The sequence below is a fragment of the Halorubrum xinjiangense genome (genome assembly GCF_900102375.1).
Taxonomy (GTDB): domain Archaea; phylum Halobacteriota; class Halobacteria; order Halobacteriales; family Haloferacaceae; genus Halorubrum; species Halorubrum xinjiangense.
This window is the reverse complement of record NZ_FNBO01000002.1, coordinates 81,567-97,613: the sequence shown is the minus strand read 5'-3', so window position 1 is coordinate 97,613 and position 16,047 is coordinate 81,567. Positions and strand designations below refer to the sequence as shown.

Sequence of the window (16,047 nt, the reverse complement as noted above, 5' to 3'; positions counted from 1 at the left end):
GAGCAGCAGCGAGGCGTCGGGAGACGCGTCCGCGGAGCGGCCCGAGGATCGCCCGGCGAGAACCGGCAAACGCTGCGAGCGCGACGCTCCCGCCGAAAACGGCAGGCACTTTAGGGGGGCACAGGAATCCACGAACGTTCATGAGCTACGATAAGGTCGACGTCCCCGACGACGGCGAAGTCATCACGATCGCCGACGAGGAGACCGGCGAGCTGAACGTTCCGTCCAACCCGATCGTCCCGATCATTCACGGCGACGGAATCGGTACCGACGTCGGGCCGGCCGCGCAGCAGGTACTCGACGCCGCCGCCGAGGCGACGGGTCGCTCCATCGCGTGGATGCGGGTCTACGCCGGGGCGTCCGCCCGCGAGAAGTACGACGAGAACCTCCCCGAGGACACCGTCTCGGCCATCCGCGACCACCGCGTCGCGATCAAGGGCCCGCTGACGACGCCGGTCGGCGCCGGGTTCCGCTCGCTGAACGTCGCGCTCCGGCAGACGCTCGACCTGTTCGCGAACGTCCGCCCGACCTACCACCTCGAGGGCGTCCCGTCGCCCGTCAAGAACCCCGAGAAGATGGACATGATCACCTTCCGCGAGAACACGGAGGACGTCTACGCGGGCGTCGAGTGGGAGGCCGGCACCGACGAGGTCGAGGAGGTACGCGACTTCCTCGAAGACGACATGGGCATCGCGGACGTCATCCACGACGGCCCGGTCGGCATCGGCGTCAAGCCCATCTCCGAGTTCGGCTCGAAGCGCCTCGTCCGCGAGGCCATCGACTACGCGGTCGCCAACGGCCGCGATTCGGTCACCCTCGTCCACAAGGGGAACATCATGAAGTTCACCGAGGGCGCCTTCCGCGACTGGGGCTACGAGGTCGCCGAGGAGGAGTACGGCGAGGACGTCATCACCGAGGACCAGCTCTGGGAGGAGCACGACGGCGAGCAGCCCGAGGGCACCGTCGTCGTTAAGGACCGCATCGCGGACAACATGCTCCAGCAGCTGTTGACCCGCACCGACGAGTACGAGGTCATCGCGACGATGAACCTCAACGGCGACTACATGTCCGACGCCGCCGGCGCGCAGATCGGCGGCCTCGGCATCGCGCCCGGCGCCAACTTCGGTCACGGCCGCTGTCTCGCCGAGCCGGTCCACGGCTCCGCGCCCAAGTACGCCGGCGAGGACAAGGTGAACCCCACCGCGATGATCCTCTCGGGCCGCGAGATGCTCGATTACCTCGGCTGGTCCGACGCCGCGGATCTCGTGCGCGACGCCGTCGAAGAGACCATCGCCTCCGGGAAGGTCACCTACGACCTTCACCGGCAGATCGAGGGCGGCGAGAAGCTCGCGACCAGCGAGTTCGCGGACGCCGTCGTCGACAAGATCGACGAACTGGCGTAAGGCGGACAGACGGTCGGCTCTCGGCGGATCGCTGTCTGTTCGATCTCGGTGTTTTTCCGATCTCTTTCGGTGTCGGCTACCAGTTGGATTCCGTCGAATCTCGTATTTAAAATATTGCGGCGGCCATGTCCGACCCGGTCGCTTGCTTATAAATAGGTGTCAACAGGACGGCGGCGAACATTCCCAAAACCCCAGCCGCTTGCTTATAAACCGCAGCCGCCGCGGCGAACACCGCCGAAGCCCCAGCCGCGAGGCGGGCGCACGCTCGTTGCGCTCCTCACTCGGTCGCTCCGCTCCCTCGTTGCGGTGCTTACGTCGCCTGCGCCCGCCTCGCGGCTGCCCCTTCGATTCCCGCCCCGCACAGCACCACCGGAAGACGGTCGCCTCGCTTCGCTCGGCGCTGCGTCTTCCGTATTCCCGCTCGCTCCCTTCGGTCGCTCGCGGGACCGCAGCCTCACACCTCCCCAGCCTCGTCAGTCGCCTCCGCTTCGCTTCGGCGACTGACTCCAGCGAGGGACCGAAGGTCCCTCTGGCAGCCGGCGCGTAGCGCCGGCGACCTCGCGCGTGCGACTCGCGCCCTGCGGGCACTCGTCGGCACGCGCCAACCGCGGAGATCGATAGCGCGTCATCGGGAGCTTATAAATGACGCCGGCGCGCTCGCGCCGATCCGGCTCGTCGTCCGCGGAGGCGAGGATACAAATCCGGGCGTCGCCTTGCGCCGGTATGGTAACCTTCCTCGCCGGGGGGACGGGCACGCCGAAGCTCCTCGACGGCGCGGCCCGGGTGTTCGAGTCGGCCGAGACCGCGGTCGTCGCCAACACCGGCGACGACGTCGAGCTCGGCGGCCACCTCGTCTGCCCCGACGTCGACACCGTGCTGTTCGCCGGCGGCGGCGTCCTCGACCGCGAGACGTGGTGGGGGATCGACGGCGACACGACCGCGACCCACGCGGAGCTGCGGCGGCTCGCCGACGAGGTCGGCCTCGGAACGGCCCCCCGATACCTCGCCGACGACGCGCAGACCGCGGGCCGCGAGATCGCCCGGTGGCGGCGGTTCTCGGCGGTCGGCGAGTTCATGGAGATCGGCGACCGCGACCGCGCGGTCCACCTCACGCGGACGAGCCTGCTCGACGAGGGGAAATCGCTCACCGAAGCGATCCGAATCCTCGCGGACGCGTTCGACCTCGACGTCGACCTCCTCCCGATGTCCGACGACCCGGTCGCGACGCTGGTCCACACCGAGAGCGGCGAGACGCTCCACTTCCAGGAGTACTGGGTCGCGCGCCGCGGCGAGCCGCCGGTGGCCGACGTGGAGTTCCGGGGCGCCGCCGATGCCGAGCCGACCGACGCCGTGCGGGACGCCCTCGCGGATCCGGTCGTGATCGGCCCCTCGAATCCCGTGACGAGCCTCGGGCCGATGCTGGCGCTCCCCGGCTTCGAGCGCGCGCTCCGGGAGACGCCCGTGGTCGCCGTCTCGCCGTTCGTCGGCGACGAGGTGTTTTCTGGTCCCGCGGCGGAGCTGATGGCGGGCGTCGGCCGCGAGCCTTCGACCGCGGGCGTGGCCGACGCCTACCCCTTCGCGGACGCGTTCGTCCTCGACGACGCGGACCCGACCGACCTCGACCGCCACGTCGAGCGCACCGACACGCGTATCGACGACGCGGACGACGCCGAGCGCGTCGCTCGCGCCTGCGAGCGCGCGCTGGCGGCTGTCACCGAGGACGCGCCGGACGCGGGACCGCCGCGGGAGGGCGCGGAGTGACGCGGGAACCGTTCCTCGTCGCCGCGAGCCTCAGCGGCGCCGCCGACGCCGAGTGGGCACGAGACGCAGCCGAGCACGTCGACGTCGCGCTGCTCGGCGGGGTCGCGCTCGACCCGGCCAGCCGGGCGGCGGCCCGCGACCTCGTCGCCCGCGGCCGAGAGGAGTTCCTCCCGGCCGACCCGCTCGCCTTCGTCGCCGACCAGCTCGACGCGCTCGCGGACGCGCCGGTCCGCCCCGGGGTCAACGTCCGGAGCGCGACGCCGGGGCCGGTCCGAGAGGCGGCGCGGATCTGCGCCGACCGCGACGCGGTCTGCGAGGTCAACGCCCACTGCCGACAGCCCGAACTGCGCGCGGTCGGCTGCGGCGAGTCGCTGCTCCGCGAGCCCGACCGCCTCGCGCGGTACGTCGCCGCCGCGGCCGAGACCGGCGTGACGACGAGCGTGAAGGTCCGCGCCGAGGTGCCGGGCGTCGACCTCGTCGCCGTCGCTGAGACCGTCGCCGCCGCGGGCGCGGACTGGCTCCACGTCGACGCGATGGACTCGGAGGCGGTGATCGCGGACCTCGCGGCAGCAATCGACGCCGCAGCGGTCGAAGCGGCGTCTGTGGGCGGCGAGGAGACCGCGCTCGCCGGCCTGACGCTCGTCGCCAACAACGGCGTCCGGGCCCGCGAAACGGTCGCCGAGTACGCCGGACACGGCGCCGACGCGGTGAGCGTCGGGCGCCCGACGGAGGACCCGCCGGTCCTCGCGCGCGTCGCGGACGCGGTGGAGAAGTGGCGGGCGGGACGGCTCCGCCTGCGCGGCGGCGAAGCGGGCCCCGAGCCGGAGGCGCGGCTGTGACCCGCGACGAGCGCGGCGGCGGGGCGGACGCGGTCGGCCCGGTCGACGACGCGACGCTCGCGCTCCTGCTGGAGGTCGCCGGCACGCCGAAGCCCGGGAACGTCGACCGACGCCGCGACCTCGACGACCTGCGGTTCGAGGCGTTCCTCGGCGGCGCCGTCGGCGCGCGGTCGGGACTCGAACTGGCCGCCGGAAGCGGTATCGACGCCGCTGACCCCCCCGCGATCGGCGAGGCGTTCGAGCGCGCCGTGGCGGGGATGGCCGACCGCGCCGGCACGAACACGCAGTTCGGCTGCCTGCTGCTCTTGGTTCCGCTGGTTCGGGCGACCGCGGACCCCGATCGGGAGCTCTCGCCCGCCGGCCTCGACGCTGTCTGTCGCGCGACGACCGTCGACGACGCCGTCGCGTTCTACCGCGCGTTCGAGGCCGTCGACGTCGCGGTCGACGACCCGCCGCCGGGCGCGGCCGGCCTCGACGTGCGCCGCGGGAGCGACGCCGAGCCCGCGCTCCGCGAGCGCGAGATGGCCCTGCGCGACGTGTTGGCGCTGTCCGCGGAGTCGGGCGGGTCGGCGGAGACCGGCTCGGGGACGGCGACCGACTCGGTAGACCCGGACCGCGTCCCCGACCGCAACGCCGCCGAGTGGACCGAGGGGTTCCCGCGGACGTTCCGCGCGGCCGAGTGGATCCTGACCGACGAGGGGCCGCTCACGGACCGGGCCGCGCGGGCGTTCCTGGGGCTGCTCGCCGCGGAACCGGACACCCTCGTCGCGTCGACGCGCGGCGCGGAGACGGCGCGCGAGGCGAGCGGACGCGCGAGGGCGGTTCTGGAACCGGGCGGAGGAGATCCGGCCGGCCCGATCGGTGACGTTTCCGCGGTCGACGCCGACGACGTCCACGACGCCGACCTCGAGGCCGCGGAGTCGCTGGCCGAGGCGTTCGTCGCCGAGGGGGTCAACCCCGGCACGACCGCCGACCTCACCTGCGCGGCGCTGTTCGTCGCGCTCCGGCGCGGCGCGGAGGTGGCGCCGTGAGCGACGAACGGCCCGACGGAGCAGCCGCAGAGGGGACCGACCCCGCCGAGGTCGCCCCCGACGGCTGGCCGGTGGCGCTCCGGGGGGTCACCGAGTCCGTGGTGACGACGCTCGGGCCGAACGACCGGTGGAACGTCGCGGCGCTGGGGCTCCACGCGCCGGACAGCTCCGAGGGGGTCGTCACCGCGCGCACCTACGGGCGCACCCGCACGTGGCGGAACTTCGCCGAGCGCGGCGGCGGGGTGGTCCAGTTCACCGTCGACCCGCGGACGTTCGTCGACGCGGCGCTGACGGTCCGCGAGGTCGACGAGCCGGTCCTTCCGGGGGCCGACGCGTGGGTGGAGGTGCGCGCGGAGCGGGTGAGCGCCGAGACCGAGGGCGACACCACGATTCGGACGTGGGAACTGAAGCCCGTCGAGGCGGAGGTCGTCGCGGAGCGCGTCCCGACGGTGAACCGCGGGTTCGGCGCGGTCGTCGACGCCACGGTGGCCGCCTCGCGGCTCGACGTGCCGGCGTTCGACACCGACGAGCTGGTGGAGCGGCTCGAATACTTCGCCGACGTGGTCGAGCGCTGCGGCGGGCCGGCCGAGCGCGAGGCGTTTGCGCGCATCGACGAGGCGACCGGGTGGCGGGAGCGCCTGGGCGGGACGTGACGAGGGGTGACTAGACGGCGCGGTCGCGTCGGGCTCGTTTCTGCGGCCGGGACAGCGCCTCGCGGCCGCTCGCGGCGGAACGAACCCTTTTAGTTCGGGCCGGCGGTATCGCTCGGTATGGCCATCAAACCCAAGTACATCAAGCAGCTCGGGAACGTCCTGCTGGAGCGGTATCCCGACTCGTTCAACACGGACTTCGAGACGAACAAGGAGAGCGTCACCGCCCTGACGACCGTCGAGTCGAAGGGCGTCCGCAACCGGATCGCCGGCTACGTCACCCAGAAGAAGGCGCAGGCGGCGAAGCACGCCTGATCGCTCGGTCCGAATCGCGCTGGTTCTGCGGAGGGTCGCGGCCGTCCGACACGTTAAGTCCGGAGCCGCGGCCATCCCGCCTCGATGGACGCGCTCGTGCGGCCGGTCGTCGACCCGACGTTCGCGGCCGGCGCGCTCGCGTTCCTGCTCGGCGGGGTCGCGCTCGGGACCGCGAGCGGGCTGGTCCCCGGGCTCCACGCCAACAACTTCGCGCTGCTTCTGGCCGGGTTCGCGCCGTCGGTGCCGGCCGATCCGCTGTTCGTCGGCGTCGCGATGCTCGGTGCCGGCGTCGTCCACTCCTTCCTTGACATCGTCCCTGCGCTCGCGCTCGGCGTGCCCGACGCCGCGACCGCGGTCGCCGCGCTCCCCGGCCACCGCCTGGTGATCGCGGGCCGCGGCCGGGAGGCGCTCCGCCTCTCCGCAGTCGGCTCCGGGCTGGCGGTCGCGCTCGCGGTGCCGCTGGCGGTCCCGATCACGTGGCTCATGGTTCGGTGGTATCCGACGCTGCGCGCGCACCTCCCACTGCTGCTCGGGGGCGTCGTCGCCCTGCTCGTCCTCACCGAGTCGTCGCGTCGGGCCGCAGTCGGCGGATTGGTCGCCTTCCTCGCGAGCGCCGCGCTCGGGTTCGCGACGCTCGACGCCGACCCCGCGGCGCCGCTGTCGACCGGGGGCGTCCTCGCGCCGCTCTTCGCCGGGCTGTTCGGCGTCCCCGTCCTCGTCGACGCGCTCGGCGGCGATGGCGTCCCGCCGCAGGCCGATCCCCGGATCGCGATGCGGGCGCGCGACCTCGGGACGAGCGCCGGCGCCGGCTCGCTCGCCGGCGCGGTAGTGGGCTACGTGCCGGGCGTGTCGGCCGCCATCGCCGCCGTCGCCGCGATGCCCGCGGTGCCGCGCGCGTCGGCCGACCGCGGGTTCGTCGTGGCGACGAGCGGCGCGAGCACGGCGAACACGATATTCGCCCTGTTCGCGCTAGTCGCGCTCGGAACGCCGCGGACGGGCGTGACCGTCGCGATCGACCGGGCGGGCGTGCCGTTCGCGCTGCCGATGCTGCTCGTCGCGGCCGCGACCGCCGCCTGCTTCGGGTTCGCCCTGGTCGTGCTGGTCGGCGACCCGTACCTCCGGATCGTCGGGAACGCCGACTACACCCGGCTCTCGGCCGGCGTGTTGGGGCTGCTCGCGCTCGTGTCGTACGCGTTTGCCGGGGCGTTCGGCGTCGGCGTCCTCCTCGTCGCCGGCGCGCTAGGGCTCGTCCCGCCGCGGGTCGGCGCGCGGCGCGTCCACCTGATGGGCGTCCTTATCGGCCCGCTGATCGTCGGCTAAGCGGTCAGAGGAGGGTGACGGTCTCTCGTCGACCGCGACGTGACGATCCCCTCGTCGACCGCGACGTGACAGCCCGCCGTCGACCGAACGGATTGCGACCGTCGAGCGGCACGGTACCGGGGCGCACGAAGCGTTGCGGCGAAAAGAACAACGGTTAAAAGTCGCCGCCGGTGAGTACGTGTATGAGCCAGAGCGACTCTCAAGCCACCCCGCAGTGCGTCTCCTGTGGGATTCAGGTGTCCGGCATGAACGCCGCGCAGTTCTCCTGTCCGGACTGTGGCGCCACCATCTACCGGTGCTCGAAGTGCCGGAAGCAGAGCAACCTCTACGAGTGCTACGACTGCGGATTCCGGGGGCCCTGAGATGGGCGACGTCGCCGCCAAGATCAAGGTCATGCCGAACAGCCCCGGAGTCGACCTCGACGACCTCCAAGACCGCCTGGAGGAGGCGCTCCCCGAGGGCGCGAAGATCCGCGGCTTCGAGCGCGACGACGTCGCGTTCGGGCTGGTCGCGCTCCTGCCGACCGTCATCGTCCCCGACGGCGCGGGCGGGACAGAGGCCGTCGAGGAGGCGTTCTCGCAGGTCGAAGACGTCGAGTCCGTCGCGGTCGAGAACGTCGGCCGCCTGTAAGGCGCCGAGCCCGTAACGCGTCGCCGGCCGCGACGCTGGCGGTTCGATTTTGCGGTTTCGTTCGTCTCGGAAAGCGGCCGCGTCGTGATTCGTCCCGGTCGATCGATCTACCGTCCAGACTCGTAGAACTCCTCGCGGTAGACGCGTCCGAAGGCGTTGCGCCGGAGGGTGCTGGCCGCCGCGTCGGGCTCCTCCTGGTACGTCGCCGCGATCACCGTCTCGGCGAAGGGGATCGGGTGCCAGACGACGTTGTCGACGTTCTCGGAGCCGATCCGGACGACGTCCGCGTCGTCGAACTCGCTGTCCGCGAGCCACGCGTCGAACTCGTCGCCCTCGCCGACGTGGACCGCGAGTAACTCGGCGAACGTCGCGTCGCGGGCGGTCCGGATCACCTCGGGGGTGACGCGCTCGTCGTACTCGGCGGCGTCGAACGACATCGCCTTCGTCGCCTCGCGGACGACCACCTGCGCGACGGGGCCGACCTCCTCGTACCGTTCGAGCGCCTCGGCTCGCGTCTCGGGGGCGAACGTGCCTCTGGTCTCCATACGCGCGATTGGCCGGGGGCGGGCAAGGGCGTTCCGCTACGCGTCGGGGTCGGCGTCCGCGGAATCGGGGCCTTCGCCGGTGTCGCTCGCCTCGGAGTCAGCGTCGTCAGCGCCCGCCTCTCGGGTCATCTCGCGCGCCTCGCGGAGCGCTTCGGCGACGGCCGGGTCGTCGACCGATTCGGGGTCCGGGACGCCGGACCCGGGAGACGGGTCCGGGTCGGTGCCGTGAGCGTGGTCGTGGCCCGACCCGTGGTCGTGCGCGTGATCGTGGTCCGGCGAGGCCCCGTGCCCGCCCGAGCCCATCCCGACGTCCGGGCGGCCGCGCGGGACGGTGTCTTCGAACACCTCGTCGTACTCGGCGTCGTCGGCGTGCGGGGTCACCTCGGCGGCGAGCTCCGCCGGTTCCCGGTCGCTCCAGTCGGCGACGCGCTCGTCGAGCCACGACTCGTGGTCGCCGCCGTGGAGCATCGCCGTGAACGCGAGGTGGTGCGCGAGGTGTTCGCCGTCGCGCTGCGGGGTCTCGCAGACGGGGCACGCGTATCCCATTATACGCCCGCGTTGACGCGTGCGGCGTAAATCGGCGTCGAACGCCGACGACGAGATCCGGGAGGAGCAGCGATCCGCGGTGTTCGGTCACCGAGGCTGTCGCTCACTTGCGGTGATGGATCCATTCTTCCGTCGAAACGAACTCGGTCCCGCCGCACGCGCCGCAGGATACGGGCGGTTCGAACTCGTGGCCGCCGGACGAGCCCTGAACCGGCGTCCCAGCATGGGTTACTTGACAGTCCTCGCAAACGAACTCCTCGACGCGCTCCGGGCTATGTGCCATACTTCTATCTCGAACACCACATGGATAGTTAGCATGGAACTATACTGTTTTATTCTGTATTGTGGCCATGCGAATTTTCCGTACTCGCGAAGAGCGCGTCTCGATCCGCGGAGGAAGAGCAGTGACCGGTGTCGGGAGCGCGTGACGCGGGTCAGTGTGGAGCCGAAGCGGGTCGTCGCCGGCTCGTCCGCGGGGCTCTCTCGCACCTATAACAGCAACTTTATCACTCGCACGGGGCGAATTTCGCATAAGACTACTCCGTTAGGAGGTCCAACAGTGACTGAAGCCAACACACAACCGGAGGTGAACATCGGTCTCGTCGGTCACGTCGACCACGGGAAGACGACGCTGGTACAGGCGTTGTCCGGCTCGTGGACCGACCAGCACAGCGAGGAAATGAAGCGCGGCATCTCGATTCGGCTGGGGTACGCGGACGCGACGTTCCGACGCTGCCCCGGTGTCGACGAACCCGAGTGTTACACCGTCGACGAGGAGTGCGAGGACGGCTCCGAGAGCGATCCGATCCGGACGGTGTCGTTCGTCGACGCCCCGGGCCACGAGACGCTGATGGCGACGATGCTGTCGGGCGCCTCGATTATGGACGGGGCGGTCCTGGTCGTCAGCGCGACCGAAGATGTCCCGCAGGCCCAGACGGAAGAGCACCTAATGGCGCTCGATCTCATCGGGATCGAGAACATCGTCATCGCGCAGAACAAGGTCGACCTGGTCGGCCGCGACCGCGCCGTCGACAACTACGAACAGATTCAGGAGTTCGTTGAGGGCACCGTCGCCGAGGACGCGCCGATCGTCCCCGTCTCGGCCCAACAGGAGGTCAACCTCGACCTGCTCATCGACGCCATCGAGTCCGAGATCCCGACGCCGGACCGCGACCCGGGCGAGAGCGCCCGGATGTACGCGGCCCGCTCGTTCGACATCAACCGGCCGGGCGCGACCGCCGAGGACCTCAAGGGCGGTGTCGTCGGCGGCTCGCTCGTCAGCGGCGAGCTGTCGGTCGGCGACGGACTAGAGATCCGCCCGGGCCGCGAGGTCGACGAGGAGGGCCAGACCGAGTGGCGCCCCCTCGAAACGACCGTCCGCTCGCTTCAGGCCGGTAACCGCGACGTCGAGACCGCCCACCCGGGCGGCCTGCTCGGCGTCGGCACCGGGCTCGACCCCAGCCTGACGAAGGGCGACGCGCTCGCCGGGCAGGTCGCCGGCGAGCCAGGAACGCTCCCGCCGACCCGCGAGGAGTTCGAGATGGAGGTCGACCTCCTCGACCGCGTCGTCGGCAAGGAGGACGACGAGAGCGGCGAGAGCGACATCGAGGAGATCAGCACCGGCGAGCCGCTGATGCTCACGGTCGGCACGGCGACGACGGTCGGCGCCGTGACGAGCGCGCGCGACGGTGAATGCGAGGTGAGCCTCAAGCGGCCCGTCTGCGCCGAGGAGGGCGCCCAGATCGCGATCAACCGGCGCGTCGGCGCGCGCTGGCGACTCATCGGCGTCGGGACGCTCGCGTAGCGTGGCCGACGACGCCCGCGCGGACGGTCCGGAGTCAGCGCCTGCGGGCGACGCCCGTACCGAGGCGGTCGGCGGAGGCGGCGCGCCCGTCGTCGCGCTCGACGCGAGCGCGCTGATGGCGCCGGTCGAAGCCGACCTGCGGCTGTTCGAGGAGTTGGATCGGCTCCTCGGCGGCTACGAGGCCGTGGTCCCGGCGACGGTGATCGCGGAGCTCGAATCCCTTCAAGCCGGGAACGGCGCGGAGGCGACCGCCGCGAGCGTCGGCGCGGACCTCGCGGAGCGGGCGGAGGCGGTGGCAACGGACGAATCGTACGCCGACGACGCGCTCGTCGCCCTGGCCGCGGCCGGCCGGGTCGACGCGGTCGTCACCAACGACGGGCCCCTCGCGAACCGGGTGCTGGCCGCGGACGCACCAGTAATCGGTTTAAGGGGCCGGAACACACTGGCGATAACGGAACCCTAGCGGCCGCGGACAACCAACAACATGTACAAACGAGTTCGACTCAAGGACACGGTCGAGGTCCCGCCGAAGCACTTGGCGGACGTCACCGACGAGCGGGTGAAGGCCCTGCTCCAAGATAAGCTGGAAGGACGGATGGACGAGGACGTCGGCAGCGTCGTGAGCGTCATCGAGGTTCACGACATCGGCGAGGGCGCGGTGTTACACAACCGCCCCGGCGTCTACTACGAGGCGGAGTTCGACGCGCTCACCTACGACCCCGACATGCAGGAGGTCGCCGACGGCACCGTCGTCGAGACGGTGGAGTTCGGCGCCTTCGTCGGGATCGGCCCGGTGGACGGGCTGCTCCACGTCTCACAGATCACCGACGAGTACCTCACGTTCGACGGCGCGAACCAGCAGCTCGCCTCGTCGGACTCGGACAAGACGCTCGGCGTCGACGACGCCGTGCGCGTCCGCGTCGTCACCAAGAGCATCGACGAGCGCAACCCCCGCGACTCGAAGATCGGGCTCACGGCGAAACAGCCCGGCCTCGGCAAACACGAGTGGCTGGAAGGCCAGCGGAAACACCGCGAACAGACCGGTGAGGAGGCCGACTGATGGCCGAGGACCGCCTGGCGTGTCGGGAGTGTCACCACGTCAACGACCCGGACGCCCAGACCTGTGCGCTTTGCGGGTCCTCGTCGCTGACGGAGGACTGGGCGGGCTACGTCATCATCACCAAGCCCGAGGACAGCCAGATCGCCGAGGAGATGAACGTCTCCGAGGCGGGCGCGTACGCGCTCAAGGTTCGATAACCGGCCGCGCGACGGCCGAGCGAAACCGATGACCGACCCATCCGACCCGCTTCTCACGCTGCCCGACTCGCTGCGCGACGCGTTCAAAGAGCCGTTGGGACCGGTGACGACGGACGCCGAGGAGCTGCTCGCAGGTGTCGATGAGACCCGCGAGCGACACGGCTCGCCGGACGAGACCCCTCCGCGGCTGATCGCGGTCGGCGACGTGGTCACCTACCACCTCCGGGAGGCCGGCCGCGTCCCGGACGTGGCGTTCGTCGACGGAAAGACGGAGCGCGAGGCTGTCCGCGAGGAGATAGCGACCGCGCTCGACGCCGCTGCGGAGCGACGAGTCGCGGTCGAGAACCCGGCGGCGGGGCTGTCAGCCGCCCTGCTCGACGCGCTCGCCGACGCGCTCGCGGCGGCCGAGCCGGTGACGATCGAGGTGACCGGCGAGGAGGACCTAGCGGCGCTGCCGGCGATGCTGGCAGCGCCGCTCGGGTCGACAGTCGTCTACGGCCAGCCCGGCGAGGGGATGGTCCGCGTGGCGATCACCCCCGAGACCCGTCGCCGGGCCCGAGAGCTGTTCGAGGGATTAACGGGCGACACCGCGGTCGCGGCCGAGACGCTCGGCGTCGACCCGGACGGCTTCGACGGGACCGACGCGACATAGCGGCGACCAAAGCGATCGGCGTCACTCGCCGTCGACGACCGCGGTCGCCGCGAGGACGACGAGGCCGGCCGTCAGCGCCACCGCGGTCGCCAGCTGCGGCGTGACCAGGGGCGTCGAGAGCGAAGCGTACGGTTCGATCCCGTTTCGACGGAGGGACTCGAGCGCGTCGACGCCCCAGTGACCGCTCGCCAGCAGCGAGAGCCCGACGCCGACGCCGAGACCGCCGGTGACGAACCCGATCCCCGTGAGCACGTCCTCGACGGCGAGGACCTCCCAGGCGCCGTCACCGGTCGGTTCGGGGCCGCGCGTGAGGCGTCGCTGGAGCGCGACGAGGCCGAGGCCGCCCCCGCCGGCCGCGAGGGCGCCGACTAGCACGACCGCCGCGACGCCCAGCGGCGCCGCGAGCGGCGGCCCCGAGAACGCGGCCTCGCGGACAGCCAGGGGTAGCGTCGCGACGATTGGCGCCGCGAGCGAACCGAGGAGCGCGATGGCGCCGCACATACGGGCCTTGCGAACCGGCGACAGCGGGACGATGACGTTCCCCGCCCGGACGAGCTCGTACTCCGAGCGGTCCGTGGGGTCGAATCGCGATTCGTCGGGCATCCGCGTGGTAATTGAACCCACGGCCCAAAGAAGTGAAACCCTGACGTCGAAGGGGCTGTTTTGTCGACGGTCGACTGGCAGTTCGGCGGCGACACCCCCGCTTCGAAATCCTTTTACAGCTTTCGAGGGGATATACGCCCAACTGAACCATGGACGTCGATATCATCTCCGAGGAGGAGAACCCGATGCTGCACCGCACGGACATCCGTTTCGAGACGACCCACAAAGAGGCGACGCCCTCGCGGCTGTCGGTCCGCGACTCGCTTGCGGCCAAGCTCGACAAGGACTCCGAGGAGGTCGTCGTCCACGAGCTCGACACGAAGTTCGGCATGCGGAAGACGATCGGCTACGCGAAGGTGTACGACTCCGCGGCCGACGCCTTAGATGTCGAACAGGACCACATGCTCGAACGCAACAAGATCGGCGGCGACGAGGCGGACGCCGAGGAAGCCTAACGCCGCCGGATGCGCGTTCTCGGCATCGAGGGTACCGCGTGGTGCGCGAGCGCCGCGCTGTACGACGCCGAGACGGACTCCGTTCTCATCGAATCCGACCCCTACGAGCCGGACAGCGGCGGCATTCATCCGCGCGAGGCCGCCGAACACATGTCGGAGGCGATCCCCGCGGTCGTCGACCGGGTGTTGACCGCGGCCGAGGAGGAACACGGTCCGGACGCGGTTGACGCCGTTGCCTTCTCCCGCGGCCCCGGACTCGGCCCCTGCCTCCGGATCGTCGGGACCGCGGCGCGGTCGCTCGCCGGGACGCTCGGCGTCCCCCTTGTCGGCGTCAACCACATGGTGGCGCACCTGGAGATCGGTCGACACCGCTCCGGCTTCGACAACCCGGTCTGTCTGAACGCCTCGGGCGCGAACGCGCACCTGCTCGGCTACCACGACGGGCGCTACCGCGTCCTCGGCGAGACGATGGACGCCGGCGTCGGCAACGCGATAGACAAGTTCACGCGCCACGTCGGATGGAGCCACCCCGGCGGGCCGAAGGTGGAGGCGGCGGCCGCCGAGTTCGCGGCGGCCGCGGGCGACGGTGAAGGTGGCGGGAGGATCGCCGACGCCGCCCTCCTCGATCTCCCGTACGTGGTCAAGGGGATGGACTTCTCGTTTTCCGGGATCAGCTCGGCCGCAAACGACGCCGCGGACGACGGCGTCCCGGTCGGGGGGATCTGCTTTTCGCTCCAGGAGCACGTGTTCGCGATGCTCACGGAGGTTTCCGAGCGCGCGCTGTCGCTGACGGGCGCCGACGAGCTCGTGTTGGGCGGCGGCGTCGCGCAGAACGACCGCCTGCGCGAGATGCTGGCGACGATGTGCGAGGCCCGCGGCGCCGACTTCCACGCGCCGGAGCCGCGCTTCCTCCGCGACAACGCCGGGATGATCGCCGTGTTGGGCGCGAAGATGGCCGCCGCCGGGGACACCGTCGCGATTCCTGAGTCCGCCGTCGACCCGAACTTCCGGCCGGATCAGGTGCCGGTGACGTGGCGGGACGGCGAGTCGGTCGCGCGGGGGCGCGCGGGCGGCGCGTCGAGCGGCGCGGCGCGCGATCCGGACGCGGACCGCCGCGGCGCGGAGGCGACCGTGACGGTCGCGGGGAGTGGGGATGACCGCCGGGTGGTCAAGCGGCGGGTCGAGAAGTCGTACCGCCACCCCGAACTCGACCGAACCCTCAGACGCGACCGGACCGTCGCGGAGGCGCGGCTGACGAGCGAGGCGCGGCGCGCTGGCGTGCCGACGCCGCTCGTGTACGACGTCGACCTCTCGAACGCAACGCTGACGCTCCAGTACGTCGGCGATCGCGACCTCGCGACCGCCCTCGATGAGCGCTCGACGAAGGCGGTCGGCCGCCACCTCGCGCGGCTTCACGGCGCGGGGATCGTCCACGGCGACCCGACGACCCGCAACGTGCGCGTGTCGCCCGACGGCGTCGGCGGTGGGGCGGAGAACGGCGAGACCGACCCGGCGCCGGAGACGTACCTCATCGACTTCGGACTGGGCTATCACACCGGTCACGTCGAGGACCACGCGATGGACCTCCACGTGTTCGAGGGGTCGATCCGGGCGACAGCGACCGACCCCGATCAGCTGATCGCGGCGTTCGAATCGGGGTACGAGGCGGTCGGCGAGGACGATGTCCTCGACCGGCTTCGAGACGTTGCGGACCGCGGCCGCTATCGCTGACCGCGTCCGACGCCGTCGGCGCGTCCCCGGGCCCCGCCCCGCTCGGCGTTCCGCGGCGCCACGATTTATGGTGCCAGCGGATAGAGGAACGGGTATGGCAGACAAACCGTCGTCGGGAGAGATTCTCGGGATCCCGTACAACTTCGAGCGGCCGAGCCTCGGGCGGCTGCTCTCGTCCTACTGGCAGCCCGGCAAGGGGATGCTCGTCGAGAAGCCGTTCGGCATCGGTTACACGCTGAACCTCGCCAACTGGCGGTCGTGGATCGTCCTCGCGGTCGCTGGCGGGCTCTACTACCAGCAACAGCAGTCCGGCGGGGCCGCCCCGCCCGGCGGGCACGACGAGGACGCAGCCGACGACGACGACGGTCCGGTCGAAGTGATCGTGGACGACGACTGACGGCGGCCGCGACTTCCGACCGGGGGGGCCCGTGTGGCGTGGTACCGCGATCGCCGGATTTCAGCGCTGATTCCGCGTCGGGTTCTTTTAAATACTAGAAGTGTCTAT

21 protein-coding genes are annotated in these 16,047 nt (G+C 71.3%); 17 read left to right on the top strand and 4 right to left on the bottom strand.

Annotated elements, in window-relative coordinates:
• The first annotated feature begins 140 nt into the window (after positions 1-140).
• The 9 genes from icd (at position 141) to F3H13_RS03315 (ending at position 7,949) form a co-directional block, all read left to right on the top strand.
• Positions 141-1,403: an isocitrate dehydrogenase (NADP(+)) gene (gene icd, locus F3H13_RS03355; RefSeq protein WP_149797647.1), complete on the top strand. Its 1,263-nt coding sequence runs from the start codon at positions 141-143 to the stop codon at positions 1,401-1,403.
• A 723-nt stretch (positions 1,404-2,126) separates the two neighbouring features.
• On the top strand, positions 2,127-3,164 hold the full coding sequence (gene cofD, locus F3H13_RS03350) for a 2-phospho-L-lactate transferase (RefSeq protein ID WP_149797646.1): 1,038 nt from the start codon (positions 2,127-2,129) through the stop codon (positions 3,162-3,164).
• On the top strand, positions 3,161-4,003 hold the full coding sequence (locus tag F3H13_RS03345; protein ID WP_149797645.1) for a tRNA-dihydrouridine synthase: 843 nt from the start codon (positions 3,161-3,163) through the stop codon (positions 4,001-4,003). The genes cofD and F3H13_RS03345 overlap by 4 nt, the downstream gene beginning before the upstream one ends.
• Positions 4,000-5,034, top strand: coding sequence for a triphosphoribosyl-dephospho-CoA synthase (locus F3H13_RS03340; protein ID WP_149797644.1), 1,035 nt, complete (start codon positions 4,000-4,002; stop codon positions 5,032-5,034). Before F3H13_RS03345 ends, F3H13_RS03340 begins: the two co-directional genes overlap by 4 nt.
• Positions 5,031-5,687, top strand: a complete 657-nt coding sequence (locus tag F3H13_RS03335; RefSeq protein WP_149797643.1) for a DUF447 domain-containing protein — start codon at positions 5,031-5,033, stop codon at positions 5,685-5,687. Before F3H13_RS03340 ends, F3H13_RS03335 begins: the two co-directional genes overlap by 4 nt.
• Positions 5,688-5,804: 117 nt before the next feature.
• Positions 5,805-5,999: a 30S ribosomal protein S17e gene (locus F3H13_RS03330; RefSeq protein ID WP_007345406.1), complete on the top strand. Its 195-nt coding sequence runs from the start codon at positions 5,805-5,807 to the stop codon at positions 5,997-5,999.
• Positions 6,000-6,083: 84 nt separating this feature from the next.
• Positions 6,084-7,319: a tripartite tricarboxylate transporter permease gene (locus F3H13_RS03325; RefSeq protein ID WP_149797642.1), complete on the top strand. Its 1,236-nt coding sequence runs from the start codon at positions 6,084-6,086 to the stop codon at positions 7,317-7,319.
• 182 nt (positions 7,320-7,501) lie between these two features.
• Positions 7,502-7,681, top strand: a complete 180-nt coding sequence (locus F3H13_RS03320) for an HVO_2753 family zinc finger protein (protein ID WP_149797641.1) — start codon at positions 7,502-7,504, stop codon at positions 7,679-7,681.
• Between the two features lies 1 nt (position 7,682).
• Positions 7,683-7,949 carry an elongation factor 1-beta gene (locus tag F3H13_RS03315; RefSeq protein ID WP_149797640.1) on the top strand — a complete coding sequence of 89 codons (267 nt, stop codon included), beginning with the start codon at positions 7,683-7,685 and terminating at the stop codon, positions 7,947-7,949.
• A gap of 107 nt (positions 7,950-8,056) precedes the next feature.
• Here F3H13_RS03315 and F3H13_RS03310 read toward each other — a convergent pair whose 3' ends face one another.
• The 3 genes from F3H13_RS03310 to F3H13_RS03300 form a co-directional block, all read right to left on the bottom strand.
• Positions 8,057-8,494: a DUF5809 family protein gene (locus F3H13_RS03310; RefSeq protein WP_149797639.1), complete on the bottom strand. Its 438-nt coding sequence runs from the start codon at positions 8,492-8,494 to the stop codon at positions 8,057-8,059.
• Between the two features lie 36 nt (positions 8,495-8,530).
• On the bottom strand, positions 8,531-9,040 hold the full coding sequence (locus F3H13_RS03305) for a DUF5810 domain-containing protein (RefSeq protein WP_149797638.1): 510 nt from the start codon (positions 9,038-9,040) through the stop codon (positions 8,531-8,533).
• Positions 9,041-9,143: 103 nt separating this feature from the next.
• Positions 9,144-9,323 carry a hypothetical protein gene (locus F3H13_RS03300; RefSeq protein WP_149797637.1) on the bottom strand — a complete coding sequence of 60 codons (180 nt, stop codon included), beginning with the start codon at positions 9,321-9,323 and terminating at the stop codon, positions 9,144-9,146.
• 276 nt (positions 9,324-9,599) lie between these two features.
• On the opposite strand from F3H13_RS03300, the gene F3H13_RS03295 reads away from it, so the two are divergent.
• Genes F3H13_RS03295 through F3H13_RS03275 form a run of 5 tightly spaced genes read left to right on the top strand, consistent with a single transcriptional unit; the run spans position 9,600 to position 12,753 of the window.
• Positions 9,600-10,844, top strand: coding sequence for a translation initiation factor IF-2 subunit gamma (locus F3H13_RS03295; protein WP_149797636.1), 1,245 nt, complete (start codon positions 9,600-9,602; stop codon positions 10,842-10,844).
• A gap of 1 nt (position 10,845) precedes the next feature.
• Positions 10,846-11,307 (top strand): PIN domain-containing protein, encoded by a 462-nt coding sequence (locus F3H13_RS03290; protein ID WP_149797635.1) that lies wholly within the window; start codon positions 10,846-10,848, stop codon positions 11,305-11,307.
• A 21-nt stretch (positions 11,308-11,328) separates the two neighbouring features.
• Entirely contained in the window at positions 11,329-11,904 is a 576-nt protein-coding gene (locus F3H13_RS03285; protein ID WP_004597309.1) for a DNA-directed RNA polymerase, read from the top strand.
• On the top strand, positions 11,904-12,101 hold the full coding sequence (spt4, locus tag F3H13_RS03280) for a transcription elongation factor subunit Spt4 (RefSeq protein ID WP_149797634.1): 198 nt from the start codon (positions 11,904-11,906) through the stop codon (positions 12,099-12,101). The genes F3H13_RS03285 and spt4 overlap by 1 nt, the downstream gene beginning before the upstream one ends.
• Positions 12,102-12,129: 28 nt before the next feature.
• The gene (locus F3H13_RS03275) at positions 12,130-12,753 is read left to right on the top strand and encodes a GTP-dependent dephospho-CoA kinase family protein (protein ID WP_149797633.1); all 624 of its coding nucleotides are present in this window, start codon (positions 12,130-12,132) and stop codon (positions 12,751-12,753) included.
• A gap of 21 nt (positions 12,754-12,774) precedes the next feature.
• On the opposite strand, the gene F3H13_RS03270 is transcribed toward F3H13_RS03275, so the two are convergent.
• Positions 12,775-13,356, bottom strand: a complete 582-nt coding sequence (locus F3H13_RS03270) for a hypothetical protein (protein ID WP_149797632.1) — start codon at positions 13,354-13,356, stop codon at positions 12,775-12,777.
• Between the two features lie 149 nt (positions 13,357-13,505).
• On the opposite strand from F3H13_RS03270, the gene F3H13_RS03265 reads away from it, so the two are divergent.
• The 3 genes from F3H13_RS03265 to F3H13_RS03255 all read left to right on the top strand — a co-directional run bounded on the left by F3H13_RS03265 (position 13,506) and on the right by F3H13_RS03255 (position 15,939).
• Positions 13,506-13,811: a 30S ribosomal protein S24e gene (locus F3H13_RS03265; RefSeq protein ID WP_149797631.1), complete on the top strand. Its 306-nt coding sequence runs from the start codon at positions 13,506-13,508 to the stop codon at positions 13,809-13,811.
• 9 nt (positions 13,812-13,820) lie between these two features.
• A complete protein-coding gene (locus tag F3H13_RS03260) occupies positions 13,821-15,542 on the top strand; it encodes a bifunctional N(6)-L-threonylcarbamoyladenine synthase/serine/threonine protein kinase (protein WP_149797630.1) in 1,722 nt (573 codons plus the stop codon).
• A 94-nt stretch (positions 15,543-15,636) separates the two neighbouring features.
• Complete coding sequence (locus tag F3H13_RS03255; RefSeq protein ID WP_149797629.1) at positions 15,637-15,939, top strand: DUF5808 domain-containing protein; 303 nt, start codon at positions 15,637-15,639, stop codon at positions 15,937-15,939.
• The last annotated feature ends 108 nt before the right edge of the window (positions 15,940-16,047 follow it).

Coding starts and splice junctions, on each gene's coding strand:
- icd (WP_149797647.1), top strand. CDS start 141: ATGAGCTACGATAAGGTCGACGTCCCCGACGACGGCGAAGTCATCACG.
- cofD (WP_149797646.1), top strand. CDS start 2,127: ATGGTAACCTTCCTCGCCGGGGGGACGGGCACGCCGAAGCTCCTCGAC.
- F3H13_RS03330 (WP_007345406.1), top strand. CDS start 5,805: ATGGCCATCAAACCCAAGTACATCAAGCAGCTCGGGAACGTCCTGCTG.
- F3H13_RS03325 (WP_149797642.1), top strand. CDS start 6,084: ATGGACGCGCTCGTGCGGCCGGTCGTCGACCCGACGTTCGCGGCCGGC.
- F3H13_RS03320 (WP_149797641.1), top strand. CDS start 7,502: ATGAGCCAGAGCGACTCTCAAGCCACCCCGCAGTGCGTCTCCTGTGGG.
- F3H13_RS03315 (WP_149797640.1), top strand. CDS start 7,683: ATGGGCGACGTCGCCGCCAAGATCAAGGTCATGCCGAACAGCCCCGGA.
- F3H13_RS03310 (WP_149797639.1), bottom strand. CDS start 8,494: ATGGAGACCAGAGGCACGTTCGCCCCCGAGACGCGAGCCGAGGCGCTC.
- F3H13_RS03305 (WP_149797638.1), bottom strand. CDS start 9,040: ATGGGATACGCGTGCCCCGTCTGCGAGACCCCGCAGCGCGACGGCGAA.
- F3H13_RS03300 (WP_149797637.1), bottom strand. CDS start 9,323: ATGGCACATAGCCCGGAGCGCGTCGAGGAGTTCGTTTGCGAGGACTGT.
- F3H13_RS03285 (WP_004597309.1), top strand. CDS start 11,329: ATGTACAAACGAGTTCGACTCAAGGACACGGTCGAGGTCCCGCCGAAG.
- spt4 (WP_149797634.1), top strand. CDS start 11,904: ATGGCCGAGGACCGCCTGGCGTGTCGGGAGTGTCACCACGTCAACGAC.
- F3H13_RS03275 (WP_149797633.1), top strand. CDS start 12,130: ATGACCGACCCATCCGACCCGCTTCTCACGCTGCCCGACTCGCTGCGC.
- F3H13_RS03270 (WP_149797632.1), bottom strand. CDS start 13,356: ATGCCCGACGAATCGCGATTCGACCCCACGGACCGCTCGGAGTACGAG.
- F3H13_RS03265 (WP_149797631.1), top strand. CDS start 13,506: ATGGACGTCGATATCATCTCCGAGGAGGAGAACCCGATGCTGCACCGC.
- F3H13_RS03260 (WP_149797630.1), top strand. CDS start 13,821: ATGCGCGTTCTCGGCATCGAGGGTACCGCGTGGTGCGCGAGCGCCGCG.
- F3H13_RS03255 (WP_149797629.1), top strand. CDS start 15,637: ATGGCAGACAAACCGTCGTCGGGAGAGATTCTCGGGATCCCGTACAAC.